The sequence below is a fragment of the Oleiphilus sp. HI0117 genome (assembly GCF_001635235.1).
This window is the reverse complement of sequence record NZ_LWGA01001075.1, coordinates 1-25607: the sequence shown is the minus strand read 5'-3', so window position 1 is coordinate 25607 and position 25607 is coordinate 1. Positions and strand designations below refer to the sequence as shown.

Sequence of the window (25607 nt, the reverse complement as noted above, 5' to 3'; positions counted from 1 at the left end):
CGCCCTGACAATAGTGACTCCAATGTCTATCAACCACCATTTAACAGATTTACTGTCGCACTAACTGCTGCCAGCCCAGGCAGCCTAGGTGGCTTAAGAGGACTAGGACAACTAAGAGAAGTCATGACAAATTTGGGGAGTTTAGTTATTCCTCAACAACTAGCTATTGGAGCTGCTTACGAAGCATTCAACGAAGAAGGGAAATTAGTAAATCAAGAAACGGTCGATCGCTTAACCGGATTAGTTAAAACCTTACTAGAAACTGACCAGCGACTACAGAAATAGGAACTACAACCTTATGAACTCAAGGATGAGACTATTTTTGGCTCCACTTCCAAGGCAACGGAAAAAATTGAAGCAATTGAAGCTCTAATATCTTGCGCCAAGGTAAGTATATCTGCCTGATTGCCGCCATCGTGATTGACAAGAACAAGAGCTTGCTTGGCATGTACGCCTACAGGCCCTTGCCGCTTCCCTTTCCAACCGGCCTGGTCGATCAACCAGCCTGCCGCCAATTTAAATTCCCCAGTCTCAAGCTGATAACTCACAAGTCCTGGAAACTTCTTCCTTATGCTCTCTTCTTGTTTCGCCGTAACGATCGGGTTTTTGAAAAAGCTACCGGCATTTGGAAGCTCACTCGGTTCAGGTAATTTCGCCTTACGAACAGCAATAATTTTCTCTCTCACCTGAGATACCATTAAGCTTTCCGCGAGCCCCTGAAAGCCCCTCAGCTCACCATAGTCAAGCTTAAAACAAGGTTTACGTGTCAGCCGAAGTGTAATACTAATGATGCAATAACGATTAGGCTCGCGTTTAAATATGCTGTCTCTGTATGAGAACTGGCACTGCTCATTGCTCAACTCACAAAGCGAAAGCGTCTTAGTGTCGAAAGCTTTCACCGAGACAAGAGAGTCTGAAAGTTCCACGCCGTACGCACCGATATTCTGAACGGGTGCTGCACCAACGGTTCCGGGAATATAGGAAAGGTTTTCTAGCCCAACCAAGCCTTGATTTACAGTACCAGCCACCAAGTCGTCCCAGATCCTACCTGCTTCAACAACAACAATCACATGATCTGTATCGTCATCATGATAGTGAATTGCGTCAAACAATAAACGTATTACAAGTTTGTCTAGTCTCTCGGGCAAAACCAAATTGGAACCGCCGCCCAGGATAAGCAACTCTGATAGTTCATAGCTTCCACCCTGCAAAAAGAGCACAAGCTCTTGAGCATTGTCAAAGCAAAGTTCTTCGCGAGCAACACAAGGTAAAGCCAGGGTATTCAGGCTCTTTAAATCTGCTCCCAAACGCTTATTCATCAAGGAATGCAACCATTAAGCGAGCGCTTCCTCTGTCAGAGCATTCAGCAAACCTTCACTTGCCGACTCAGCTAAATCAAGCACATGTGAAAAACCGGCAGTGCCACCAAAGTAAGGATCTGGCACTTCACTTTCAGGGCAATCACTGAAGTCTAAAAACAGCTTTAATTTATGCTGAGACTCTTCTGGACACATGGCTTGCAAGTTTTCCAGATTGGCCTTATCCATTGCAATAATATGATCAAAGGCTTCGAAGTCAGAGAAAACCACCTGACGTCCTTGAATTCGGCTTAAGTCATACGAACGGCTTAACGCATGCTTTTGTGTTCGAGGGTCTGGAGCTTTCCCTTCATGCCAACCCGCTGTACCGGCAGAATCCACAAAAAAGTGCTCCTTTAAACCAGCCTGATCAACACGAGACTGAAAAACACCTTGAGCAGTGGGTGAGCGACAGATATTTCCTAAACAAACAAACAGGATCTTATGCATAATTCCCAACTCGACTAAAAAAATTAAGAAAAAGAGAACATCATACCGCTAAAAGGTTTCTAAGATATTGCAGATCTGTTTCAGTATCGACCCCTGGAGGAGGGCTCTCCAAAGCTTGTTCGACATGAATGCTAACACCGTTAGATAAGGCTCTCAATTGCTCTAAACTTTCAAGCTTTTCAGTCATACTCGGCGGCCAATTCACATAAGCATTCAAGAAACCCACTCGGTAGGCATAGATACCGATATGGCGGTAATAGCTAGCGCCATCAGGTATCGCCGTTAAGGCCTTAGGATCTGAAAACTGATCACGACACCATGGTATCGGGGCACGACTAAAATAATTTGCCATACCATTGAGATCAAACACCACTTTTACTGCATTCGGATTAAAAACATCTTCTACTTTGACTATCGACTCACACAAAGTTGCAATGCCGGCACCTGGGGCTAATGACAAGTTCTTAGCAACCTGATTAATCACCTTTGGCGGAATAAGCGGTTCATCACCTTGAACATTGACAACAATATCATCATCTGCCAAAGCAAGTTTGGCAACTACTTCCTGCAGCCTGTCTGTTCCCGAAGGGTGCTCAGCAGAAGTCATCACAACCTTGGAACCAAAGCCCAAAGCGACCTTTTCAATACGCTCATCATCTGTCGCAATAACAACTTCTTCGGCATCTGATAAGCAAGCTTGCTCATAAACCCGCTGAATCATCGGCTTTCCGGCAATATCCAACAGAGGTTTACCCGGCAAACGGGTAGAGGCATAGCGAGCAGGTATAATGACCTTAAAAGACATACGTCCCTCCTTTTCTGTGTGTGTGCTTATTTACCCAGTTTCTCATCAGTTGTAAGAGTCCGCGCTTCAGTCTCAAGCATCACTGGAATGTCATCCTGTATTGGGAACGCCAAAGCATCTACTCGACAGATCAGTTCCTGTTTTTCCTGGTCATATTGCAACTCCCCCTTACAACAAGGGCAAGCCAAAACCGAAAGTAGTTTTTTATCCACGAGAATTTCCTTCTATTTTTTCAATAATCAAATCGGCCAAGTTAGCACTCAGCTCAGCTTCTACAGGCAAGTACCAGGCATCTGACAAACCTAAAGAACGACATTTGACAGCATCTTTCTCCGTCATAATGATCGGAAGCGTTTCCGAAAAGCCAAAATCATCGATAGAGTAAGCATGATGATCTTCGAAGGCATGACGCATAACAATCATACCACTGCGCTCAAGCACCTCAAAGAAGCGTTCCGGGTTGCCAATGGCAGCAACAGCATTTACCGGCTGACCCGACAATTTATCCAAAGCTAAGGCTTGATTGAGACCATCCTGACCGGGATCAGCCTTCAACGGCAGTAAGTTGCCTGGTCGTAAATCCATTCGAATGTAAGGCTCTGATGAATTCACGCCAGGTAAATCATCAGCACCGTTGATCACCTGAAAGTCCAGCTTCTTCATTCGAGACTGGCTTTCACGCAAAGGCCCCATCGGAAGTAAATATCCATTACCCAAGGCTCTTTGACCATCGTAAACACAAACTTCCACATCACGCTGTAGCGCATTGTGTTGCAAGCCATCATCACTTATAACAACATTACAACCTTGAGCTTCCAGTGCCTGAACTGAGAGCTTTCTATTAGGACTAACAAATACCGGACAATCAAGCGCTTGCTTTAGCATGAGTGGCTCATCACCCACCTCTTCAGGCAAGCTATCGGCTAACACTTCTCGACACTCTGTAGATGGAATTGATGCACCGTACCCTCTGCTGACGATACCAGGCTGATAGCCTCTTTCCTGAAGCGCTTGCACCAAGTATGCAACCAATGGTGACTTTCCAGTCCCGCCGAGCGTAATATTGCCAACCACTATAATGGGTAAACTGGAACGATATGAGGTCTTAAAACCTAAGCGGTATAGCCATGCCCGTATGACCAAAATAAGCATATAGATAAGTGACAGTGGTGCCAGCAGGTATAGCCAAGCAGCACCTTGGTACCAAGCATCGGTTATGCTCGTTGAAGCAGCACGTTGCTGATCCTGACTAGGCATCGTCCGCCAGGTTCATATTGTAAAGTTTGGCGTACTCACCATTTGCAGCCAGAAGTGATTGATGTGTTCCCTGCTCGATTACACGACCTTGGTCCATCACTACAATTTTATCTGCATTTTCTACAGTCGATAGGCGATGCGCGATCACAATTGTTGTACGTCCCTCCATCAATACCTCCAACTCACCTTGAATAGCTTTTTCTGACTCTGTATCCAGGGCTGAGGTCGCCTCATCGAGAATCAACACTGGCGCATCTTTCAGCAAGGCTCGTGCAATAGCGATACGTTGACGCTGCCCACCGGACAACGAGACACCGTTATCGCCAAGCTCTGTATCAAAGCCCAGGTCTTTATCCTCAATAAACGCTAATGCATTAGACTTTCTCGCAGCCTCTTGTACATCCTCGATCGAAGCACCTTCCAAGCCTCCATAGGCAATATTCTTGGTAAAGGTATCGTTGAACAAGGTCACCTGCTGAGTAACCAATGAAATCTGATCTCTAAGAGAACGCAAGGTATAGTCTTCGACTGGCACACCGTCTAAGGTAATGCTGCCAGATTGGGCTTCGTAAAAGCGTGGAATCAGGTTCGCCAGTGTCGACTTACCACTACCGGAGCGGCCGACCAAAGCAACGGTTTCACCAGGCTTGATCGATAAATCAATATTCTTCAGGATCGCTTTATTACTTCCTTCGTAAGCGAAGTTAAGATCACTAATCTCAATCGCACCTTGTACTCTGGCACTTTCGAAGCTTCCTTGATCTTTCTCAGGTTCGGCATCAATCACTGCAAACAAGTCCTTAGCGGCAGCCAAGCCTCGCTGAATCTTTTCATTTACCTGAGTTAACTGACGAATAGGTTTTGCCATGGTCGCTGCCGCGGCAATGATCACCACGAAGCTCCCGGCAGTCATATCGCCACGGACATCTGGAGCGAGCGCTAACCAAACCAAAACCGCGATCGCTAATGCGACTAGAGACTGAATAACCGGTGTACTGATAGCTTTAGTCATTTCAAGCTTCAAAGCTTGCTTTAAGTTATATTCACTAGCCTGATTAAAGCGGTTTGACTCATAGTTCTCCCCACCAAATATGCGCACCACTCGGTATCCCGATACGACCTCCGAGGTTACATGCGTGACATCACCCACTGATGCCATAATACGTTTACTTAACTTACGAAAGCGCTTACTCACATAACTTACTAAGGCACCAATCATTGGACCAATTGCCAAAAAGATTAAGGTCAATTTCCAGTTAGCATTGATCATCACAATAAAAAGGCCGATCACAGTCAAGCCCTCCCGTACAATCACCGTTATTGCATCAGTTGCAGCTGAAGAGACTTGTTGAACGTTGAAGGTAATTCGAGAAATCAAATGTCCCGATGCGTTTGAGTCAAAGTAGTAACTGGGCAGTTTCAAATACCGGTCAAACACTTGGGTGCGTAACCGGTGAACGATATTCTGCCCCACATAAGCTATGTAGTATCCACCCAAGAACCCCCCTATCCCGCGCATTGCAAACAAGGAAAAAATCAGCAAAGGCAGCATCAAGCGATTTTCTTCAGTGGGATTTTCAACGGTGGTAATGACCGTATCCAGAGCTTGAGCCATTAACGCACTCGCACCCGCATAGATAGCGTTACCAATAATACTAAGAATGAAAAAGAATTTTAGTGGCTTTATATAAACCAGCAGACGCTGATAGAGCGCCCAATTTGATTCATTTAATTCAGGAAGGGCTTCCGAATCTTTACTCATAGACTACCAACAAACAAAGGCTGCCAGACAGCAGCCTATTTTGATTTATTCCGCTGCGTTGTGATACTCAACTGCACAAAACCCAACTGCCCAGCAACATCCATCACTCTAACTACATATTCGTGAGAAGTTTTTGCATCAGCCGTAATAATAAACGGAATTTTAGTGTTACCTTCAGACAGTTTCTGAACGGCTTTTTTAAGCGTGTCTTCAGAGTTATTAACCAAGCTGCGATCATTTACCGCATACTCACCTTTGGCATTGATAATCACCTCAATCTCTTTTACAGCTGGCTTCGCCGGCTCTGCACTGGACTGCGGTAAATCAATTTCCAAATGACTCTCTTTGGTGAAGGTGGTAGACACCATGAAGAAAATCAATAACAAGAACACCACATCAATCAGTGGCGTTAAGTCTACTGATACCTCTTCACCGGACTGACGTTTAAAATTCAAGAGCTCTGTTCTCCATCACGTGAAGGTTCACGGTCACCATGGATAACTTCGACCAAGCGTAAAGACTCTTGCTCCATATCTACGACAATCTCATCTACACGGCGTAAGAAATAACGGTGGAAAATTAGAGCAGGAATAGCAACTGTCATACCCGCGGCAGTCGTTATCAATGCTTCAGAAATACCACCCGCTAGAGCAGCGGCATTACCGGCACCTTCTAGCTGCAACTGAGCAAAGACTTTAATCATACCAATAACGGTACCCAACAAGCCCAACAAAGGCGTAATCACAGCAATCGTTCCAAGTGCCGTTAAAAAGCGTTCCATTTCATGCACCACATGACTGGCTTCTTCCTGAATGCTCTCTTTCATGATCTCTCGACCATGACGAGCATTTGCCAAACCAGCTGCAAGAACTCGACCTAGCGGTGCAGCTTCTTTTAACTCTTTCAACTTACGCGAGTTAAGTTCTTTCTTTTTGATAGCAGCCCACAAGTCCTGAACCAAAACCTTTGGTGCCAATCGGCTGACCCGCAAAGTCCAGAAACGCTCAATAATGATTGCCAGCGCCAATACCGAACAAAGCAGCAAAGGAAACATGATTATGCCGCCCGGCTTCAATAAATCTAACACGCAGAAGTCTCCCCAAGTAATTTTCGAACCGCTGTGACCAGCAAAGGTACCCGACTAAATACCAAGCCTAATACTGACGAACAGCAGCTTCTATCATCGCTTATTTTAGTGCCGATACTTTAGCATACTTAGAGATTTAGAAAAGCCCGTTAGTTTTTATTTACACTATCTTCATGTACTGACCAAAAAGTCTCTCGCTCGATGCGTGCCACCGCTACATTTATAGCCTCTCCACCTAACAAAAACCTTAGAGCGCCATGCGAAGCAGTCGATAATACTTCCACTCCCATCAACCTGGATCTTTCCAATACATCTGCATGGGGATGACCAAATCGATTCATATAAGCGGCCGAAATTACCAGAATCTTAGGCTGAACATTTTTTAACAAGGCAATGGATGTCGCATTTGCAGAACCATGGTGACCCGCGATGAGAACGTCAGCCTTCAATGAATCTCGATAGCGCTCTACTAAGTGCATTTCAGCCTCTCCTTCCAAGTCCCCCATGAGCAGAAAACTCTGACCCCGATAGGTAAAACGAAGCACGCAAGAGCGATTATTTGAAGACGCCCCAAATTCTGCCCCAGCCGCAAAAGGGTAAAGAACCTCCAGGCGCCCCCCCGTATACTCCCAAGACATTCCAGCGGCGCAAGGTTTTTCGTTCATTAAGCCCGATACACGACCCGGCTCGCCAGACCACAAGTGCGTAGGCTGCAAATATTCCTCAACGCGCGCAGCTCCGCCCGCATGATCCGCGTCACCATGACTCACTATCAACCCACTAATATTCAGCAACAACTCTTGTTCACGGAAATAGGGGAAAACTGCACTTTCAACCAGAGAATAGCTTCCCAAGGCTAACCCGGTATCATAGAGCCAGTACTGACCGCCCCAGATCAATGCGATAGCCAAACCCTGCCCCGCATCGAAAACCAAGACCTCGGACTTCGGCTCCTTTAGCACTGAAGGCGTGTAGAGCACCAATAACAATACCGCCAGAAACACTGCCCGAAGCAGATAATTGCGAATAAAGAAAACAAAGCTCAAGAATAAAACCGCATAAGGAATTAATAAGACATTGCTTGCCCCAAAAGAAAACTCAGCTAAAAGACCAATTAAAGATGACAAATACTGAACCAGTAACTCTAAACCAGCATCAGAACAGCTCATCAAGATCTCACCAACTGGCCGACTCAAAAACGAGATACCTAAAGCAACTAAAGATACAGGCAAAACAAACAACGAAACCCAAGGAACGGCAAACATATTTCCTAATAAGCTCGCCAGCCCCTGAACATTGCCGATCAGGGCATTAATAGGAGCGAGGCCGACAATCAAAACCAACTGCAGCAACAACAGTGAACGCCAGCTTGCATCCATATTTAGTGCAAACCGTGACAACAATATAAGCAAAGCCACACAAATAAATGAATACCAAAAGCCAATATTCATGGGCGATAGGGGGTCGAATAAAAGTACCATAAACATTGCGGCACAATAAATCGCCAAATAGTCTCTGCGCCACCGCCCTGATAAAAGCACCAGAGCCAACACAGACATTACCCAAGCCCTGATGGCAGATTCACTCCCGCCAACCATAATGACGTAAGCAAGGCCGAAAAAAGCAACGACTGGCACTCGAAAAGCAGACCAGACCAAGAGCTTATAGAGAAAAAACATCACCAGCCCCACATGCAGGCCCGAGATAGCAAGCAAATGCTGTGTTCCTGTGTACTGCAGAACTCGTGAGTCTCCAGGACTAATTTGCCCCCGATCTCCCAGGATCAGGGCCCTAAGTAGACCTTTATGTTCTTTATCTAGGAGTAAGTTATTGAGATAGTCACCTAAACTCATACGGTATGAATTCAGGCTAGAACGAACTCGGTCCGCCAATGTGAACCCAGCCTCATCTTCAGCACTTTCGAGCACCTCCACAATTCGTCCAATTGCCGAAATTTTTTTATAAAACAGGTACTGTTCGAAAGAGCTGCCGACAAAATTCAAGCTTGCTCGCGGAGGCTTCAAAACAACACTCAACTTGTAGTAGCGCTTCTTTAAATCGAGATTAAGGGTATGAGAAAATGAGAGCCTTACTTTTTTACCCAATATTTTTCCATTATTGTCTGATGCTTCAAGCACACAAAAATCAGCCTTTGAATACAAGTGATAATCCACCGGCACAGAACAAACATAAGCCTCAATAGTTTGACTCCCACTATCGAGAGATCTATCAAGACGCGCTTCCAAGTATTCAGCAATCAGAATGTGAGTAAACAGAAGACCAAGCAAGCAGCTTAAGAGCGGCAAAAATAGACGTGTCTTAACCAAGCCCAAGCAACAAATTGAAAACAAAATATAAATAAAGGCGGGTAACAATTCCCCATAACAATAGAGTATGATAGGGCCCACACAAAATGCGGCCATCAAATAGAACATAAACTCATCCTTGAGCCTGACTACGAAGTGAACTTTTTATGCCAAAAGATCTGATAAAAAAATATCTTCCAGATCCCGACGCAATTCGTGAAAACAAATCCCTTAAGTTCTTGGGACCTCTAGTTCACCAGCCTAACTTATGGCATTTAAACCGCCATTCAGTCACTAAGGCCTTTGCCATTGGCTTATTTTGGGCATGTATCCCTATGCCCTTTCAAATGGTTGCTGCGGCACTGTGTGCGCTGCGTTTCAACGCAAACCTACCGGTTTCCCTGGCCTTAGTGTGGATTAGCAACCCACTTACTATGCCACCTATTTTCTATGCAGAATACTTATTAGGCGCCTGGATTCTTGATATTCCCGCTTCACCTTTCGAGTATGAGCTTTCATTCGAGTGGTTAAAAGACAAACTATATGAAGTCGGTATTCCTATGTATTTTGGCTCTCTCGTAGCCGGCTGCGTACTTGGCGTCACAGGTTATTTCGGCATAGACGCCATTTGGAAACGCGCAACCCTTAGAAAGTGGCACCACCGAGTCGCTGCCAGAAAAGCGAGAAAAGATAACAAGTCCGTTTAAACTGAAGCCTGCTCTGCAGCACTCCAGGGCTTCAACACACCTTCTTCCATGATTAATACTCTGTCCATCTTGTGCGCTAATTGCGTATCATGCGTTACGACAACGAAGCCTGTATCCAGCTCACGCTGCAAGGTCAGCATCACATCTTGGATCTTTCGTGCTGTGGTTTCATCCAAATTTCCCGTCGGCTCATCCATCAATACGCACTTTGGCTGATTGACCAGCGCACGAGCAATGGCAACTCGCTGACGCTCTCCTCCCGACAACTCAGAAGGCTTATGTTTAGCGCGTGCTGACAAGCCCACTAAGTCAAGCAATTCAAGCGCTCGCGCTTCTGCCAAACGCCGTTTCTGGCCAGCAATGAATAAAGGCATAGCAATATTCTCTACCGCCGTAAACTCCGCTAACAAGTGATGAAACTGATAAACAAAGCCCAGATTCTGATTTCTCAACTCTGTTAGGCGCGCCTCTGAGCACTGACTCAAGTCGCTACCACAAAGCCTTACAAGACCTTCGCTCGCTTTATCCAAACCACCCAATATATTCAACAAAGTCGTTTTACCAGAGCCGGAAGCGCCCAATACGCTGACCGACTCCCCCTTGCTAAGGGTGAAGTCTAAATTCTGAAAAATCGAAATTGGCGCAACAGCATCATCATAGTTTTTTGAGATGCCTTTCGCCTCAATAATTACGCCATCATTCATAACGCAAAGCCTCCGCGGGTTGAACTTTGGAAGCCCGCCAAGCCGGGTAAAGTGTTGCTAACAAACTCATAATCAATGCTGTCCCGGAAATAACCAGCACATCATCAAGTAAAAGTTGAGAAGGTAAGTCACTAATAAAATAGACATCCGGGTTGAGAAACTGCATCTTCAGAAGACTCTCTATTCCCTGAATAATATCGCTGACATTCAAAGCGAGTAGCACGCCTAATACGGTGCCGACCAGGGTTCCTACGATCCCGATATAAGCACCTTGCACAACAAATATCCCCATAATCGCCTTGGGGCTCGCCCCCATGGTGCGGAGGATCGCTATGTCAGCTTTCTTATCCGTCACAACCATCACTAAAGTAGAGATAATATTAAAGGCGGCAACCGCAACAATAACCATCAACAATAGGCCAATCATAGTCTTTTCCATGCGAATTGCCTGAAACAGGTTTCCGTGGGTTCTGGTCCAGTCTACGCTATAAAAACCTTCATCCAGGTTCATCGCTATCTGGCGAGCAATATAGGGTGCATCAAACAGGTCATGCATTTTTAAGCGCAAGCCGTGCACTGAACCTTTGATACGTAACATTTTTGCCGCGTCATCCATATGAATCATGGTCAGCGAAGCATCCAGGTCGGCTCCTACACTGAAAATACCTTTTACAACAAAACGCTTTAACCTTGGAAACACACCTGCAGGCGTTAAGGAAGCTTCGGGTAAAACGACAGTGACTTTATCCCCGACATCAACGCGCAATTGCCGGGATAGTATTTCACCGATAATCATGCCGAACTCACCTGATTTCAAATCCTCAAGAGAACCTCGAATCATATGCTCACTGATAATCGAGACCGATGTTTCTTCTTCAGGTAAAACGCCATTCAGCTGAACACCGTGAACTGCACCGTTACGCGTCACCATTCCTTGAGCATTTATAAACGGCGCGGCAGCAAGCACTTTCTCATTTTCAAGTACAGAATCCTGAAGTGTTTGCCAGTCTCGCATATCACTATAAGGTTTAATCACTGCGTGCGGCACCATACCCAAGATTCTTTGCTGTAATTCACGATCAAAACCGTTCATAACAGAGAGCACAGTAATAAGTAGAGCCACACCAATTATCAAGCCCACCATCGACGTTAGCGAGATAAATGAAATGAAGTGGTTTTTGCGCTTCGCCGATGTATAACGAAGGCCAATTAAGACAGGATAGAATTTAAACATGGCGCGATTAAACCACAGCCCCCCTAAGCAAACAACACCTTGTTTGTCAGTTCCTTTGCGCGGCATTCACAAAAGCCGCAAATCAATTCAGCGAAGCGAGCATTTCTTTGCTTTAATTAAAGCTATATATCTTTTTAAACCTCTATTTGTTGAAGCAAGCTGTCCCGACTTATGAATGACGATATTGAAACCATTACCGAACTCGCCAATCGACGACAATATTTTCGCGTTGAAAATAAAGCGTCCGTTGACATTGTTCCCAGAGCTGACAATCAAACTGCAGCGGAATGTTTTGAACTAAGCCCCGAGTTTGGTCTGATCTCTGAGTTTCAGCTATTGGATGTTGAATCAAAGCATCTACTCCGAACGCTGACAGATAAAGATAAAAACCTGGGGCAGTTTTTAAAAGTAATGAACAAGAAACTCGACGCCTTATCGAGAGTGCTGGCAATGAACAACCAGCAAAACTCAAATGACAACATTCAAACTGTTAACTTGAGTGAAGGAGGCTTGGCACTTAAGAGTGAGTCGGAATATACCAAAGGGCAAAGCGTCGCAATCAAGCTTATTTTACTACCCAGCTATAGCGGCTTAATACTTGAAGGCGATGTACTTTCATGTCGAGGATCGCAATCACCTTATGAGGTGCATATTGCTTTTACCGATATATCGGAAGCTCACCAGCAGTTGATTGCACGCCATATTATGCGAGTCCAAACCCAAAACAGAGCATCCACCCCCACTTCATAAGTCTATAGATTCTACTATGAGCAATATCAAAGCGATTCAACTTGGCCTTAGCCAACTCAACAAAGTTATTCTAGGCAAAGAGAATGAAATTAAGCTAGCCCTGACCTGCTTGCTTGCTAAAGGCCACCTGCTCATCGAAGACTTGCCTGGCATGGGGAAGACAACATTAGCACACGCTTTAGCAGGAACTTTGGGCTTAAGCTATCAACGCATCCAATTTACCAGCGACTTACTACCTGGTGACTTACTGGGCCTGAATATTTTTAACCGAGAAGACGGTAAGTTCCATTTTCACCCCGGCCCGATATTTTCCAACCTTGTACTCGCTGACGAGATCAATCGTGCCAGCCCTAAAACCCAAAGTGCTCTGCTCGAAGCAATGGAAGAGCGCCAGGTCACACAAGAAGGTGAAACCCGCGCACTCCCTGAGCCCTTTTTCGTCATCGCCACTCAGAACCCTAGCGACCAGTCAGGTACTCACGCGCTGCCAGAGTCACAATTAGACCGATTTATGATGCGCATATCACTAGGTTACCCAAGTGAAGACGCTGAAAAACAACTACTCAAAGGTATTGATCGACGCGCGCTGGCAAATCAATTACAAGCAGTGTTGAACGAGAATACTCTCAGCAAAATTCAAGCTCTAGTATCCAAAGTTCAGTGCTCAGACAGTATCGTCAACTACGTCTACCGGCTGGCAACATTGAGTCGTTTAAAAAGCAATGAAACACACGGTTTATCGCCTCGCGCAAATATATCTCTGATTCAAGCGGCTAAAGCCTGGGCACTTATTGAAGGCAGGGACCATGTTTTACCTGATGATATTCAGGCAGTCTTTCCAAGCGTCGCAGAACACCGCCTGTCTAACGGACAAGCAAAGCAAAGCAACCCTTTGAGCCAAAACATTTTAAAATCTGTTGATATTTTTTAAACTATCCCCATTAACAGTTTATTATTCTGCGAGCCCCTATATCTGTAGCCACGACCTATAGAGCTTGCTGAGCAGCATTTTTGCACAACATTATTTAGTACCAGTTTAAACACTTATCGTTGAAGGACATTTCTCATGAGCGAAGCAAAACACTCCAAAGTCATTATTCTTGGCTCAGGCCCTGCAGGCTATACAGCTGCAGTCTATGCAGCACGCGCCAACCTGAACCCAGTTGTGATTACAGGAATGCAGGCAGGCGGACAATTGACGCAAACAACCGACGTCGATAACTGGCCTGGAGATGCTGAGGGCGTTCAAGGTCCTGAATTAATGCAAAGAATGCAGCAGCATGCCGAGCGCTTCGAAACAGAGGTTATTTATGATCACATCAATAAAGCAGAACTAAGCCAAAAACCTTTTCGCTTAACGGGCGATTCTGGTGAATATACTTGTGACGCACTCATTATCGCCACCGGTGCTTCAGCGATGTATTTGGGCCTAGAGTCCGAAGAAACGTTTGCCGGCAAAGGGGTCAGCGCCTGTGCAACTTGTGACGGATTCTTCTACCGCAACCAGACTGTTTGTGTAGTTGGCGGCGGAAACACTGCCGTTGAAGAAGCGTTGTATCTATCCAATATCGCTAAAGAAGTTATATTGATTCACCGTCGAGACACACTTCGCTCGGAAAAAATTCTTCAAGACAAGCTTTTGGAAAAAGCTGAAAACGGTAATATTCGCATCGAGTGGAACCATACTCTAGAAGAAGTGCTGGGTGACGATGCAGGCGTAACTGGCGTGCGCGTCAAGTCAACCGAATCAGGTGAAGAAAAAGAAATACCAACAATGGGTGTCTTTATTGCTATCGGCCATAAGCCCAACACCGAGCTATTTGATGGCCAACTAGAAATGAATAATGGCTATCTGACCATAAAGTCTGGCCTCGAAGGAGGCGTAACAGGCACTAGCATCCCTGGCGTATTCGCCGCCGGTGATGTAACTGACCAGGTATACCGTCAAGCAATTACTTCAGCTGGCTTTGGTTGTATGGCTGCACTGGATGCAGAAAAGTACATCGACGCATTATAAGTATAACCCCCGGGCGGGTAAGCTTGACGCTTAACCGCCCTGCTCGCCTCAAAGGATATTGAATGGCCAACCTCCCCTGGCTGGATGCGAACGACGACTTCCCTCCCATTGAACAGGCTTTGCGCGACCCAGACGGCTTACTCGCTGCCGGAGGTGACCTTAGCCCTGAACGACTCATTCACGCCTATTCCCGCGGCATATTCCCTTGGTTCTCAGATGATCAGCCTATTCTTTGGTGGAGCCCCGACCCTCGCTGCGTTGTAATTCCTGATGAAGTACATATCTCCAAAAGCCTGAAGAAACACATTCGACAGAAACAGCCCAGGCTCAGCTTCGACCAAGCTTTCCCAGAAGTCATCAGACATTGCGCTCGACTCGATTCCGAGGAAGGCACCTGGATTACCGAAGAAATGGAAGAGGCATATTACGCTCTGCATGAACTAGGCGTTGCTCACTCGGTTGAAGTATGGGAAAACGAAGAACTTGTTGGTGGGCTCTATGGCCTAGCCATTGGCTGCTGTTTTTTCGGTGAATCAATGTTTTCATTAAAGCCCAATGCATCGAAAGTTGCCTTCGCATGTCTAAGCCAACAGCTGCATAAGTGGGGCTACGCTATTATTGACTGCCAAGTTGAAAACCCCCATTTACTAACACTCGGCGCAAAATGCATCGATAGGTCAGATTTTTTATCTATACTTAATAAAAATATTAAACGAAGCCCCTTACATTCCGAGTGGGCATTCGCCAATCAAGGCAACGGATAAAGCCCAAAGCTATGACACAACAACAAGAGCTGGCACTTTACGCGACCCCGGAGCACGATTGCAGCTACCTACCGGGCATGCAAGCAAGCACTGTCTTTGCCGACCCAAAAGTTATCATCGACACGGATACCTATAGCGAACTTTCAGCACAGGGTTTCCGTCGTAGCGGACAACATTATTACCGCCCTCACTGCACTAGCTGCCAAGCTTGCACACCAATACGCGTGTCTGCACCAAACTTTCAAAGAAGCAAAAGTCAGAAAAGGGTGTGGAATAAAAACAGCCAAGTGAAAGGTAAAATTCTTCCAGCTGATTTCCATGAAGACCACTACTTACTATATGAGAAATATATCCACAGCCGTCACGCGGATGGAGATATGTACCCGCCGAGCCGCGACCAATATAGATCGTTCCTGGTAAATGGTCACAGCACAACACAGTTCATAGAATTCTCTGAAGGCGACCATTTACTTGGCATTGCCGTTTGCGACCAACTTAATGACGGCCTTTCGGCCATTTACACGTTCTTTGACCCTGAGCTTTCGGCTAAAAGCCTAGGAACCTACGCCATTCTCTGGCAAGTGGAGGAAGCCAAAAATCGAGAGCTAAGTTACCTGTATTTAGGCTATTTTATTAAGGAATGTAAGAAAATGGCGTACAAAACAAAGTTTTCACCTTTTGAGGCCAGAATTGGTGATCAGTGGTATACAGAAGAACAGCTGATAAACATCAGAGACCAGCTACTGAGTTCTAGCGAATAATCCTCCAGCAACTTCTTTTTAGCCCCTCAAACCCGCCATAAGTGCAATTATTTTACTGATCAATAAACAAACATTTTGCGTAATCCTTCGGATTCAGGCAGAATGTCGCACTTTTCTAATAACGAGCTTTAATTCGAGGTGATAATTAGCCTCTTAAATTTCAGGCTTGTTGTAACTAAACGCTCAATTATTTATGAGGTTACGCTTTAATGGCGAAAGAAGATGTCATTGAAATGGAAGGGACGATTATAGACACCCTTCCAAACACCATGTTCCGTGTTGAACTAGAAAATGGCCATATTGTAACGGCTCATATTTCTGGCAAGATGCGTAAGAACTATATTCGTATACTGACTGGTGACAAGGTTAAAGTTGAAATGACGCCTTACGACCTAACTAAAGGCCGTATCACCTACAGAGCTCGCTAGATTATTTCGTCTGGGCTCGCGCTCATTCGCTTAAGCGAGACTTTATAGTCATAAAAAAAGGGTAAGAACCATGTTCTTACCCTTTTTTTCGTCAATAACAACCCTTAGGCTGGCTCTTGCTCATAATCAAAGACAATCTCATTATCTCGAAGATTAATATGGACATCGCCACCTTCAGCCAAACTACCAAAGAGAATTTCTTCTGCTAACGGTTTCTTGAGGTCTTCCTGAATCAGACGAGCCATTGGTCTAGCACCCATAGTTTCATCATACCCCTTCTCTGCAAGATAGAGCTTCACTTCATCATCAACATGCAGCACAACGTTCTTCGCATCCAGCTGTACTTGTAATTCCATAAGGAACTTGTCGACAACATAGCAAACTGTTTCTCTCGATAATGAAGCAAACGGAATAATGCCATCCAAGCGATTTCTAAACTCTGGCGTAAATACCTTATTCAAAGCTTCCATACCATCTGAAGAATGGTCTTGCTCATTAAAACCAATTGAGCGTCTACTAATTACTTCCGCACCAGCATTGGTTGTCATCACCAACACGACATGCCTAAAGTCAGCTTTGCGGCCATTGTTATCGGTTAAGGTGCCGTGATCCATAACCTGCAACAACAAGTTAAAGACTTCTGGGTGCGCCTTTTCAATCTCATCAAGCAATAAAACGCAGTGAGGATTCTTATTGACCGCTTCGGTCAATAAGCCACCCTGATCATAGCCAACGTACCCAGGAGGCGCACCAATCAAACGACTGACGGTATGTCGCTCCATATACTCCGACATATCAAAGCGAACCAACTCAATACCTAATACAGTTGCTAACTGCTTAGTTACTTCAGTCTTACCAACACCGGTAGGACCAGAGAACAAGAATGCACCATCAGGCTTCTCAGGCGACTTCAAACCGGCGCGAGAAAGCTTGATTGCCGTTGATAAAGACTCGATTGCCTTATCTTGACCAAACACTAGCATTTTAAGATCGCGCTCAATATTCTTAAGCATATCTTTATCAGAACTTGTCACGCTACGAGGAGGAATTCGCGCTATTTTAGCCACCACATCTTCAATATCCTCGACATCAATCAAGTCACAGCGCTGATCAGCTTCTTTCAAACGCTGACTAGCACCCGCCTCGTCTATCACATCGATGGCCTTATCAGGCATATGACGATCAGTAATATAACGTTCAGCCAGCTCTGCTGCGGAGCGCAATGCTTCATCCGTATACTTGAGTTCATGATGTGCTTCAAACTGAGGTTTCAGACCTCGCAGAATTTTTATCGTATCCTCAACATCCGGCTCATTTACATCTATCTTCTGGAATCGACGCGCCAATGCGCTATCTTTTTCGAAGATGCCTCGGAACTCAGTGAACGTAGTCGAACCAATACAACGAATCTCACCAGAACTAAGTAGTGGCTTCAGCAAATTAGATGCATCCATAACGCCACCTGAAGCAGAACCCGCACCAATGATCGTATGAATTTCATCAATAAATAAAATAGCATGATCTCGCTTCTTCAGCTCAGCTAGCAGAGCCTTAAAACGTTTTTCAAAATCACCACGGTATTTGGTTCCTGCTAATAAAGCACCAAGATCTAAAGAATAAACCTCAGCATCAGATATAATTGCTGGAACATTTCCATCAACAATCTGCTTAGCTAAACCTTCAGCTATCGCCGTTTTACCAACACCCGCCTCCCCTACTAACAAGGGGTTATTTTTACGGCGACGCGACAGTATCTGTACAACTCTATCAACCTCTTTCTCGCGACCAATCAGTGGGTCAATGCGACCGAAGCTTGCCTGTTCATTCAAGTTTGATGCATAGCTCTCGAGCGGATTACTCTGGCCTGACTCTTCCATACCTTCTTCAGAAGACGCCTCACCCTCTTGCTCTGGCTCGGAGTCATCGGAAATTTTGGAAATACCATGCGAGATATAATTTACTACATCAATACGCGCGATATTTTGTTTCTTAAGCACATAAACAGCCTGACTTTCTTGTTCACTGAATATAGCTACCAAAACATTCGCGCCAGTAACTTCTTTCTTACCAGAAGACTGAACATGAAATACTGCACGCTGCAAAACTCGCTGAAAGCCCAGAGTAGGCTGAGTTTCTCGCTCTTCATCACTCGCTGGAATAAGTGGTGTAGTCGAGTCTACAAACTCGGTTAACTCCTCTCGAAGCTCCGACAATTCGGTACCACACGCACCCAGCACTTGTAGTGCGGCATCATTGTCGAGCAAAGCCAATAGCAAGTGCTCAACAGTCATAAATTCGTGACGCTTCTCACGGGCGCTTCGAAACGCTTCGTTCAAGGTCAGTTCGAGGTCCTTACTTAACATCTTTCACCCCAGAAATTATTATTAATTCGCTCAATGTGATTACCCATGTAAAACGCAGAACTATATCTATAAAGCTCTAGACTGCTTTGATTTCACACAATAATGGGTGATCACAATCAGCCGAATATTGATTCACCAGCGCCACCTTTGTTTCTGCAATGTCCCGACTGAACACGCCACACACGGCATAACCTTGAGTGTGAACAGCTAACATTACCTGGGTCGCCTTTTCTTCATTCATAGAAAAAAACTTTAATAGCACCTCAACAACAAAGTCCATCGGCGTGTAGTCATCATTTAACATGACAACCTGATACATCGAAGGCTGTTTAAACGCTGGCTTAGCAGGAGCGACAAGCAGATCATCTTCATGACCTGGATCATTTTGCGTTCCTTGAGCTAATACTAGTAGAGAATCTTTAGTTTTACTCATAGTTTGATACGAATTTTTACATTTCTCTTTATTTGGGGGTAGATACGTATTTTGCAACAACTGAGCTTATAAAGAAATCGCATAAAGAAAAACATGAGCAAAACTATCGAAAGAATTACGGCCAGGCATCATATCTTTCGCCCAAATCGCTTGACAGCATTAAGAAAATATTTGACAGTAGCGACTTGATGCGCTTTGCATCGGAATACAAATAAAAATAAAACTTCAGGTGTTTGAACTTTTACATGCCCAAGAACCCAAAAAGGCAGTCTGACATCCTTGAATTCTTTATTCAGGATTGCCAAGACACATAGTTCGAACGCAGGAGACACGGGAGTCGATAATGCCTCAAGGTACAGTAAAGTGGTTCAATAATGCAAAAGGCTATGGGTTCATCATCGAAGACGGTGATAATGAAGATCTTTTTGCTCATTTTTCTTCAATTCAAATGGAAGGCTATAAAACCCTTAAAGCAGGGCAGCCGGTCAACTTTGAAAAGCAGCCAGGCGACAAAGGTTTTCACGCTGTAAATATTACGGCAGTTGAAACGGTTCAACCAAGCTCCGCTGCACATGACGTAGACCATGACGAGTTTATTTCTGTTGAAGAAGCAAATGGTTCTGAGTTTCAGCCTAGCCATCAAGCACCATTGAACACGGAAACAAAAACATCAACAGAGCAAGAAGCCAAAGCAGTTTCAGCTTGAAACTGAGAGCCTGCCCTTCCTCTAGAGATAGCAGGCCTTTAGCCATTTACTCTTAACCCGATTTTATACAAAACCGGGTAAATCACTTGCCATTTATATGGCAGACTTTTTCCTGTCCGCGTATTATGTGGCCATGCCTACTATTTTCCTATTCAACAAGCCTTATCACACACTATCTCAGTTTACTGATAATGAGGGCCGCTCAACGCTTTCAAACTTTATTAAAACCCCCAAAATATACCCCGCCGGCAGACTGGACTACGACTCAGAAGGACTATTGATCTTAACTGGCGATGGGCAAATGCAAGCTCGAATTGCCGACCCGAAACACAAGCTCCCCAAGACCTATTGGGCACAGGTAGAAGGGGAGATTAGCGATGAAGCCCTTAACAAATTGCGTAATGGGGTAACACTTAAAGATGGGCTAACACGTCCAGCTATTGCCGAACGAATTAAAGAGCCCTGCTTGTGGCCGAGAACCCCACCAATAAGGCAGCGCGCAAATGCTCCAACATCCTGGCTGGCATTAACGATCACCGAAGGAAAAAACCGCCAAGTGCGACGAATGACTGCTGAAGTCGGCTTCCCAACACTCCGCCTGATTCGCGCAGCAATTGGCCCCTGGTCTATCGACAACCTACAACCAGGCGAACATAAAAGCCTGGAAGTTCACCTACCTAAGCAACGAGAAAATAAAAAACATTCTTCTCGTAATAAAGGACGCACCCATTCAAGCAAAAAGAAGCATCCACACAGAAAAAAACCTAGTTAGCACCAGTGCGATACGGCACATAAATAAACTAAACACCACTTCAAAGCTAATTTGCTAAGCATATAGGCAAGATTTTTGGCTTATAAAAATTTAGGTGCTATCATTCGAGCCATAATAAGCAATAATAAATCATAGACTTACTAACCACGCTTTTTCTAACGAGTCGACTAAATCGCTCACCAAGAAATAGTATAAAAAGACTTTCATTATTAATGGAGAGCCCATCATGGCAATTGAATTACCAGCACTTCCCTATGCAATTGACGCACTAGCGCCACATATTTCTCAAGAAACTCTAGAGTTTCACCATGGCAAGCACCATAAAACTTACGTTGATAAGTTGAATGCTGCGATCCCTGGAACCGAGTTTGAAGGCAAGTCCCTTGAAGACATCATCAAATCTTCAAGCGGCCCAGTATTTAACAATGCAGCCCAGATCTGGAACCACACTTTCTACTGGAATTGCCTAAGCCCAAATGGCGGCGGCGAGCCAACTGGCGCAGTAGCCGAGGCTATCAATGCAGCATTTGGATCTTTCGCTGACTTCCAAGCTCAGTTCAACGACAAAGCTGTTAACAACTTTGGCTCTAGCTGGACTTGGTTAGTTAAGAATGCAGATGGTTCTTTGGAAATTGTTAACACTAGCAACGCTGGAACGCCGATGACTGAAGGCCAGACTGCCTTGCTAACTGTTGACCTATGGGAACACGCTTACTACATCGACTTCCGTAATGTTCGTCCGAACTACCTGACAGCGTTCTGGAAGCTGGTTAACTGGGAATTTGTTGCAGCAAACCTAGCAGCATAATTCTTCTGAACCTCCTTAGTGACTAAGGAGGTTCAATCTCCCAAGCCTTTAACCAAAGCTCTTAGCTTCATCCCACTTAATAGCAAAACGATAAAATAAGAAACGATTCCGACGACAACCAAAGCTAGCAACTTAGTTATTCGCTCCCAAACACTCATATCAAACCAAATTTCGGTTTCAACATTCATCCAGGAAACCGCCAACACCATCGCAACAACAGCAACAACTATCCGCAGCACAAATAAAGCCCAACCTTCGCTTCTATGATAAACATCACGCTTCACTAAGCCACTCAAAAGCCACAAAGCATTCATCCAAGACGAAAGCGCTGTCGCTAATGCCAAACCTGTATGTTGCAAAGGCCAGATCAGAATCAAATTGAAAACCATGTTGGCACACATCGCCCATATGCCAATCTTTACAGGCGTCTTCATATCTTGTCTTGAAAAGTACCCGGGAGCCAAGACCTTAATCAACATAAATGCCAAGAGCCCTAAGGCATAGGCACGTAAGCTCATTGCCGACATATAGACATCGCGTTGTTCTAATGCACCGTAATAAAATAGCGACGTCACCAAAGGTTCAGCAAGAACAATCAAAGCAACAGCTGCCGGAACGCCCATCAACAGAACTATCCGTATAGCCCAGTCCAGCGTGTCAGAAAAAGCTTTGTGAGACTGACTGCTATGCTTTCGAGACAAACTAGGTAAAATCACTGTCGCAATGGCAATACCGAAAATCCCCAAAGGCAACTCAGCTAAACGATCCGAATAATAAAGCCAAGAAACGCTTCCTGTTTGTAGAAATGACGCTAACACTGTATCGAGCAACAGATTAATCTGGCTTACAGAAACACCAAATAGTGCTGGAACCATCAGTATAAAAATACGTCGAACACCTTCATGACGATAATCCAGGCGTGGCCGAGGCATCAAGCCCATTTTTATCAAGAAGGGAAACTGAAAAAACAGCTGTATCAGGCCTGCAATAAAGACCCCCCATGCCAAGCCCATGACTGGCTCTGTAAATAACGGCGTTAACCAAAGCGCCGCTGATATGAGCACCAAGTTAAGCAAAACAGGTGTAAAAGCGGGTATCGCAAAGTAACCATAGCTATTCAATATTGAACCAGCAAAAGCGGTCAAAGAGATCAACAGCAAATAGGGAAAGGTTATCCTCAACATATCGCTGGCAAGGTTATATTTTTCTGTATCCTCAAGAAAACCCGGAGCAAACAAAGCCGTTAGCCATGGAGCGCCCATGACCGCTAAAGCCGTAATAAGTAGTAATACCAGCCCCAACACACCTGCAACCGAGTTAACCAACTGCCTGACCTCTCGCTCAGTGCGCTGACTACGGTATTCAGATAACACTGGGACAAAGGCCTGGGAAAAAGCACCTTCTGCAAATAGACGCCGAAAGAAATTTGGAATTTTAAAGGCTACAAAAAAGGCATCTGCCCCCGCCGAAGCACCAAACAGGTTTGCTACGACAACATCCCGCACCAAGCCGAAGACCCGGGACAACATAGTCATTACTCCAACAATACCGCTTGAGCGAAGCAAACCACTTGCCTGCTTTGCTTTAATATTGCTCGACACCCCCTCCTTTGGAGCATTTGTTTTATTCTCGTTTTCCATATGCACTCGTAAACCTATTCAGTATCAGCGCGAAGCATACTTGGCTTGATATCAAAAGCAAAGACGCCCTGCCCAGAAACATTTCTCTTTTCAAAGCATGGATAAAAGTTGAATCCGAGTATTTTCCTTCTATGCTTAATAAATTAGCCAATCACTCGTTTATATTACACAGGACTAAGACAATGGACGAACAAGATATTAATCGATTGATGCTGCACTACGAGCAGCTGTATCGGAAGTCGAATAGGGAGATTATTAATCCTGAAATCGAGGCACTTTCTACCAGCGATTTAAAACCCATCGTCAATATCGTGGCCCAGACCCGGGCAGCTTATTTAAAGTTCATGTATGAACTAGGAAAAAAATATGATGATCTTGATGACTCACCGAGTGCCGAGGAATTAAAAAAACTCAAAACCCTGCGCCTTCGCTTTGAAGAGCTTGCTGAAGGAGCAAAAGCTTTTGAGACATCAATTCAGAAGGGCTATCTAGATCTAAAGACTAATTAAGCGACACACTTACAGCTGGGGATTCAGCACCAGCTGTTGATTTTCTTGGTCAATTTTAAACTCAAAACGCTTGAGAATATCCATCCCCAAAAGCCCATCATAAGTAAAGTCAGATAAGGGCAAAACTCCCAAAGTAACATCCCCCATTGATAATCCTCCAAGCGAGACTTGACCCACCTGCACTTTGCTCCCTTTGACGGAGCCATTGGCGGTCTTGAGCAGCAGCTCATCTGCCTCATCTAAAAGGCTAGGCAAATATTCTTGAACAAACTCTGTCTTCACGACAGTCATTGAAGCACCCGTATCAATCATTAGCGACAAACTGTGCTCGTCATTAACAAGCAGCTCAAGCAAATAGTGCTCACCAATAGTTTGCAAGGGAACGATATACTGACTAGAACGGTCTCTAAGTTCAGCAATGGTATTTTCCAATAGCTGAACCTCCTCGCCATATTTAAGGTCATGCCTTGCTGACACAAGGCTTAGTTCAGCCTCATCCCACTCCTCAGAGACAATTAGCCAGTGAGCCAGGGATAAATAATAGGGGGTATACTCTGGCTGAAAACTCACCAACTGCCTAAAGCTCGCAATTAATAAATCATGCTCACCAGCTTTCTCCAGCGTTTGCTCCAGATGTTGCACAAAGTCTTGAACACCATTCAGGTAGGCATCTTCAAACTGAGAGTCCACCAGTAGACGCAAATCGTACAAGTAGACTATTGCGTCCTGAACATTACCTTGAGCAAGTTTTTGCTTGGCAACACTAAAAATGACCTGAAAGTCAGTCTCGGATAGCTGAGCCTTATTCTCAAGCTGATCGGCAAGAAGCTCGATATCGGTCATTTCGGTTTTTGTAGAAGTACTGTCAACAGAATCCAGGCTAGCCGGTTTCTTTAAATTCTGCTCCTTTGAGCGCAAGTTTTTTAGGCGCTGCTCATTTCGAAGCAAATCTCTCTGAGAGCTGGAAACTTGCTGATCGAGACCAGCAAACCAGAACTGCTGCGCTAGCCAACCCAAAGATACTCCAGCACAGAGCGCTAATAAGTAGCCTGACGTTCTATTCAAGATAAGCCCCCTTTCAGACCAGTGATAGCTCACTACACCACTCATGAAGACGCGGACTACCTATTCTGAACTTGAAATATTTTTCTTTGTCTATTCAGATGAACCCGTTGACTTTGGCGCAGTGTCAAATCGTTTAAAGACTGTTTCCGCCAACCTTGGAGTCTGACGTACCGAAACAGCACTATTATCATCACTCAAGGTATTAACAATAGCATACTTGGAATGACGACTAAGTAATTCCTGACCTGAAGCACCCTCTTCCTCCGAGACAGACACGTCATAAGAAAGGACATCCAGCAAGCCCTCAAACAACGGTTCAGCGCCACTCGCTTTCTGATAAAGCACTCCGCCAATAACCGTCTCAACAACATCATTCAATACGCCAAGCTCTGAGCCAAGAGAGCCATCGTTATCGTCAATTTCATACAAGGTAGGTGTCAGCAAGCGTCCTTCATCAAGAACCTGTTCATCAAGCGCTTCCTGATGCGAGGACGTCAATAGATATACTGTCTGCCTATCAGCCTCGTCACCACTCAGGTCAAGCATGCGCACCCATTTACCATCTTCATCGCTTGCCTCAGTACGAATTGAGCCTGAGTCAAGACTAGCATCAGCACATACTCTAGTTAATACCTGATTAGGAGTGCAAAACAGTGCTGTAGATTCAAATTCGGTAAAAGAAGAGAAACACGTACCCTCTGCCAGATCAGCCCCCGTACATCGGTCACTCCCACCACCTTCTTGGGAACCCAGGTCACACTCAACACGAAGGTAGTTTTTATAACACTCATTACTTCTCACCGCTCCTGGAATCAAAGCACTGATATATACGTTGTTATTTTCAACAAAGTGCTCCAGAGCATATAGATCTGATTCAGCACCAAACATAACATGCTCACGTACTGATTTTGGCGCTGACAA

At 45.0% G+C, this 25607-nt stretch carries 28 protein-coding genes; 12 read left to right on the top strand and 16 right to left on the bottom strand.

Annotation, left to right across the window (positions count from 1 at the left end; translation table 11 throughout):
• The coding region (locus A3757_RS27030; protein WP_369819575.1) for an NADPH-dependent FMN reductase at positions 1 to 285 on the top strand (285 nt) is incomplete at its 5' end.
• 11 nt (positions 286 to 296) lie between these two features.
• On the opposite strand, the gene murB is transcribed toward A3757_RS27030, so the two are convergent.
• From murB to A3757_RS19310, 9 genes are all read right to left on the bottom strand, one after another.
• Complete coding sequence (gene murB, locus A3757_RS19350) at positions 297 to 1319, bottom strand: UDP-N-acetylmuramate dehydrogenase (RefSeq protein ID WP_068516298.1); 1023 nt, start codon at positions 1317 to 1319, stop codon at positions 297 to 299.
• A 15-nt stretch (positions 1320 to 1334) separates the two neighbouring features.
• The gene (locus tag A3757_RS19345; RefSeq protein ID WP_068516175.1) at positions 1335 to 1808 is read right to left on the bottom strand and encodes a low molecular weight protein-tyrosine-phosphatase; all 474 of its coding nucleotides are present in this window, start codon (positions 1806 to 1808) and stop codon (positions 1335 to 1337) included.
• A gap of 40 nt (positions 1809 to 1848) precedes the next feature.
• Complete coding sequence (kdsB, locus tag A3757_RS19340) at positions 1849 to 2613, bottom strand: 3-deoxy-manno-octulosonate cytidylyltransferase (protein WP_068516295.1); 765 nt, start codon at positions 2611 to 2613, stop codon at positions 1849 to 1851.
• A gap of 26 nt (positions 2614 to 2639) precedes the next feature.
• Entirely contained in the window at positions 2640 to 2825 is a 186-nt protein-coding gene (locus A3757_RS19335) for a Trm112 family protein (RefSeq protein WP_068516292.1), read from the bottom strand.
• Positions 2818 to 3870, bottom strand: coding sequence for a tetraacyldisaccharide 4'-kinase (lpxK, locus tag A3757_RS19330; RefSeq protein WP_068516289.1), 1053 nt, complete (start codon positions 3868 to 3870; stop codon positions 2818 to 2820). Before lpxK ends, A3757_RS19335 begins: the two co-directional genes overlap by 8 nt.
• The gene (gene msbA / locus A3757_RS19325; RefSeq protein ID WP_068516286.1) at positions 3863 to 5632 is read right to left on the bottom strand and encodes a lipid A export permease/ATP-binding protein MsbA; all 1770 of its coding nucleotides are present in this window, start codon (positions 5630 to 5632) and stop codon (positions 3863 to 3865) included. Before msbA ends, lpxK begins: the two co-directional genes overlap by 8 nt.
• 35 nt (positions 5633 to 5667) lie before the next feature.
• Positions 5668 to 6087 carry a biopolymer transporter ExbD gene (locus tag A3757_RS19320; RefSeq protein WP_068508176.1) on the bottom strand — a complete coding sequence of 140 codons (420 nt, stop codon included), beginning with the start codon at positions 6085 to 6087 and terminating at the stop codon, positions 5668 to 5670.
• Positions 6084 to 6719, bottom strand: a complete 636-nt coding sequence (locus tag A3757_RS19315; RefSeq protein WP_068508177.1) for a MotA/TolQ/ExbB proton channel family protein — start codon at positions 6717 to 6719, stop codon at positions 6084 to 6086. Before A3757_RS19315 ends, A3757_RS19320 begins: the two co-directional genes overlap by 4 nt.
• A 149-nt stretch (positions 6720 to 6868) precedes the next feature.
• Complete coding sequence (locus tag A3757_RS19310) at positions 6869 to 9154, bottom strand: DNA internalization-related competence protein ComEC/Rec2 (RefSeq protein WP_068516283.1); 2286 nt, start codon at positions 9152 to 9154, stop codon at positions 6869 to 6871.
• Between the two features lie 38 nt (positions 9155 to 9192).
• On the opposite strand from A3757_RS19310, the gene A3757_RS19305 reads away from it, so the two are divergent.
• Entirely contained in the window at positions 9193 to 9732 is a 540-nt protein-coding gene (locus A3757_RS19305; protein WP_068509714.1) for a DUF2062 domain-containing protein, read from the top strand.
• Here the strand turns inward: A3757_RS19305 and A3757_RS19300 are convergent.
• The gene (locus A3757_RS19300; protein ID WP_068516280.1) at positions 9729 to 10436 is read right to left on the bottom strand and encodes an ABC transporter ATP-binding protein; all 708 of its coding nucleotides are present in this window, start codon (positions 10434 to 10436) and stop codon (positions 9729 to 9731) included. The genes A3757_RS19305 and A3757_RS19300 overlap by 4 nt on opposite strands.
• A complete protein-coding gene (locus tag A3757_RS19295; protein ID WP_068516277.1) occupies positions 10429 to 11670 on the bottom strand; it encodes a lipoprotein-releasing ABC transporter permease subunit in 1242 nt (413 codons plus the stop codon). Before A3757_RS19295 ends, A3757_RS19300 begins: the two co-directional genes overlap by 8 nt.
• Before the next feature lie 171 nt (positions 11671 to 11841).
• Here A3757_RS19295 and A3757_RS19290 point away from each other — a divergent pair, with 171 nt between their 5' ends.
• From A3757_RS19290 to infA, 6 genes are all read left to right on the top strand, one after another.
• The gene (locus tag A3757_RS19290; protein WP_082865155.1) at positions 11842 to 12420 is read left to right on the top strand and encodes a PilZ domain-containing protein; all 579 of its coding nucleotides are present in this window, start codon (positions 11842 to 11844) and stop codon (positions 12418 to 12420) included.
• 16 nt (positions 12421 to 12436) lie between these two features.
• Entirely contained in the window at positions 12437 to 13351 is a 915-nt protein-coding gene (locus tag A3757_RS19285; protein ID WP_068516275.1) for a MoxR family ATPase, read from the top strand.
• A gap of 135 nt (positions 13352 to 13486) precedes the next feature.
• Entirely contained in the window at positions 13487 to 14437 is a 951-nt protein-coding gene (gene trxB, locus A3757_RS19280) for a thioredoxin-disulfide reductase (protein ID WP_068516272.1), read from the top strand.
• Between the two features lie 62 nt (positions 14438 to 14499).
• A complete protein-coding gene (gene aat / locus A3757_RS19275) occupies positions 14500 to 15201 on the top strand; it encodes a leucyl/phenylalanyl-tRNA--protein transferase (RefSeq protein ID WP_068553326.1) in 702 nt (233 codons plus the stop codon).
• 11 nt (positions 15202 to 15212) lie between these two features.
• Positions 15213 to 15962, top strand: a complete 750-nt coding sequence (locus tag A3757_RS19270) for an arginyltransferase (RefSeq protein WP_068516266.1) — start codon at positions 15213 to 15215, stop codon at positions 15960 to 15962.
• Positions 15963 to 16171: 209 nt separating this feature from the next.
• Complete coding sequence (gene infA, locus A3757_RS19265; RefSeq protein WP_068516263.1) at positions 16172 to 16390, top strand: translation initiation factor IF-1; 219 nt, start codon at positions 16172 to 16174, stop codon at positions 16388 to 16390.
• Positions 16391 to 16494: 104 nt separating this feature from the next.
• Here the strand turns inward: infA and clpA are convergent, their stop codons facing one another.
• Positions 16495 to 18753 carry an ATP-dependent Clp protease ATP-binding subunit ClpA gene (gene clpA, locus A3757_RS19260; RefSeq protein ID WP_068740118.1) on the bottom strand — a complete coding sequence of 753 codons (2259 nt, stop codon included), beginning with the start codon at positions 18751 to 18753 and terminating at the stop codon, positions 16495 to 16497.
• Between the two features lie 76 nt (positions 18754 to 18829).
• On the bottom strand, positions 18830 to 19186 hold the full coding sequence (gene clpS / locus A3757_RS19255) for an ATP-dependent Clp protease adapter ClpS (protein WP_068516258.1): 357 nt from the start codon (positions 19184 to 19186) through the stop codon (positions 18830 to 18832).
• Between the two features lie 343 nt (positions 19187 to 19529).
• Between clpS and A3757_RS27950 the strand changes: the two genes are divergently transcribed.
• The 3 genes from A3757_RS27950 to A3757_RS19240 all read left to right on the top strand — a co-directional run bounded on the left by A3757_RS27950 (position 19530) and on the right by A3757_RS19240 (position 21472).
• Entirely contained in the window at positions 19530 to 19892 is a 363-nt protein-coding gene (locus A3757_RS27950) for a cold shock domain-containing protein (RefSeq protein ID WP_082865482.1), read from the top strand.
• Between the two features lie 97 nt (positions 19893 to 19989).
• A complete protein-coding gene (locus A3757_RS19245; protein WP_369808223.1) occupies positions 19990 to 20664 on the top strand; it encodes a pseudouridine synthase in 675 nt (224 codons plus the stop codon).
• A 226-nt stretch (positions 20665 to 20890) separates the two neighbouring features.
• Positions 20891 to 21472 (top strand): superoxide dismutase, encoded by a 582-nt coding sequence (locus A3757_RS19240; RefSeq protein ID WP_068515364.1) that lies wholly within the window; start codon positions 20891 to 20893, stop codon positions 21470 to 21472.
• Positions 21473 to 21504: 32 nt separating this feature from the next.
• On the opposite strand, the gene murJ is transcribed toward A3757_RS19240, so the two are convergent.
• Entirely contained in the window at positions 21505 to 23112 is a 1608-nt protein-coding gene (murJ, locus tag A3757_RS19235; protein ID WP_082865483.1) for a murein biosynthesis integral membrane protein MurJ, read from the bottom strand.
• Positions 23113 to 23294: 182 nt separating this feature from the next.
• Between murJ and A3757_RS19230 the strand changes: the two genes are divergently transcribed.
• Positions 23295 to 23621, top strand: a complete 327-nt coding sequence (locus A3757_RS19230; RefSeq protein WP_068554914.1) for a hypothetical protein — start codon at positions 23295 to 23297, stop codon at positions 23619 to 23621.
• A gap of 9 nt (positions 23622 to 23630) precedes the next feature.
• Here the strand turns inward: A3757_RS19230 and A3757_RS19225 are convergent, their stop codons facing one another.
• Both A3757_RS19225 and A3757_RS27025 read right to left on the bottom strand, forming a co-directional pair.
• Complete coding sequence (locus tag A3757_RS19225) at positions 23631 to 24686, bottom strand: TIGR02281 family clan AA aspartic protease (RefSeq protein WP_197470141.1); 1056 nt, start codon at positions 24684 to 24686, stop codon at positions 23631 to 23633.
• Between the two features lie 90 nt (positions 24687 to 24776).
• A partial coding sequence (locus A3757_RS27025; protein ID WP_197470140.1) for a hypothetical protein occupies positions 24777 to 25607 on the bottom strand: 831 nt, incomplete at its 5' end.

Excerpts from the sequence above, each read along its gene's own strand:
- murB (WP_068516298.1), bottom strand. The coding sequence starts at position 1,319 with ATGAATAAGCGTTTGGGAGCAGATTTAAAGAGCCTGAATACCCTGGCT.
- A3757_RS19345 (WP_068516175.1), bottom strand. The coding sequence starts at position 1,808 with ATGCATAAGATCCTGTTTGTTTGTTTAGGAAATATCTGTCGCTCACCC.
- kdsB (WP_068516295.1), bottom strand. The coding sequence starts at position 2,613 with ATGTCTTTTAAGGTCATTATACCTGCTCGCTATGCCTCTACCCGTTTG.
- lpxK (WP_068516289.1), bottom strand. The coding sequence starts at position 3,870 with ATGCCTAGTCAGGATCAGCAACGTGCTGCTTCAACGAGCATAACCGAT.
- msbA (WP_068516286.1), bottom strand. The coding sequence starts at position 5,632 with ATGAGTAAAGATTCGGAAGCCCTTCCTGAATTAAATGAATCAAATTGG.
- A3757_RS19310 (WP_068516283.1), bottom strand. The coding sequence starts at position 9,154 with ATGTTCTATTTGATGGCCGCATTTTGTGTGGGCCCTATCATACTCTAT.
- A3757_RS19305 (WP_068509714.1), top strand. The coding sequence starts at position 9,193 with ATGCCAAAAGATCTGATAAAAAAATATCTTCCAGATCCCGACGCAATT.
- A3757_RS19300 (WP_068516280.1), bottom strand. The coding sequence starts at position 10,436 with ATGAATGATGGCGTAATTATTGAGGCGAAAGGCATCTCAAAAAACTAT.
- A3757_RS19295 (WP_068516277.1), bottom strand. The coding sequence starts at position 11,670 with ATGTTTAAATTCTATCCTGTCTTAATTGGCCTTCGTTATACATCGGCG.
- A3757_RS19290 (WP_082865155.1), top strand. The coding sequence starts at position 11,842 with ATGAATGACGATATTGAAACCATTACCGAACTCGCCAATCGACGACAA.
- A3757_RS19285 (WP_068516275.1), top strand. The coding sequence starts at position 12,437 with ATGAGCAATATCAAAGCGATTCAACTTGGCCTTAGCCAACTCAACAAA.
- trxB (WP_068516272.1), top strand. The coding sequence starts at position 13,487 with ATGAGCGAAGCAAAACACTCCAAAGTCATTATTCTTGGCTCAGGCCCT.
- aat (WP_068553326.1), top strand. The coding sequence starts at position 14,500 with ATGGCCAACCTCCCCTGGCTGGATGCGAACGACGACTTCCCTCCCATT.
- A3757_RS19270 (WP_068516266.1), top strand. The coding sequence starts at position 15,213 with ATGACACAACAACAAGAGCTGGCACTTTACGCGACCCCGGAGCACGAT.
- infA (WP_068516263.1), top strand. The coding sequence starts at position 16,172 with ATGGCGAAAGAAGATGTCATTGAAATGGAAGGGACGATTATAGACACC.
- clpA (WP_068740118.1), bottom strand. The coding sequence starts at position 18,753 with ATGTTAAGTAAGGACCTCGAACTGACCTTGAACGAAGCGTTTCGAAGC.
- clpS (WP_068516258.1), bottom strand. The coding sequence starts at position 19,186 with ATGAGTAAAACTAAAGATTCTCTACTAGTATTAGCTCAAGGAACGCAA.
- A3757_RS27950 (WP_082865482.1), top strand. The coding sequence starts at position 19,530 with ATGCCTCAAGGTACAGTAAAGTGGTTCAATAATGCAAAAGGCTATGGG.
- A3757_RS19245 (WP_369808223.1), top strand. The coding sequence starts at position 19,990 with ATGGCAGACTTTTTCCTGTCCGCGTATTATGTGGCCATGCCTACTATT.
- A3757_RS19240 (WP_068515364.1), top strand. The coding sequence starts at position 20,891 with ATGGCAATTGAATTACCAGCACTTCCCTATGCAATTGACGCACTAGCG.
- murJ (WP_082865483.1), bottom strand. The coding sequence starts at position 23,112 with ATGGAAAACGAGAATAAAACAAATGCTCCAAAGGAGGGGGTGTCGAGC.
- A3757_RS19230 (WP_068554914.1), top strand. The coding sequence starts at position 23,295 with ATGGACGAACAAGATATTAATCGATTGATGCTGCACTACGAGCAGCTG.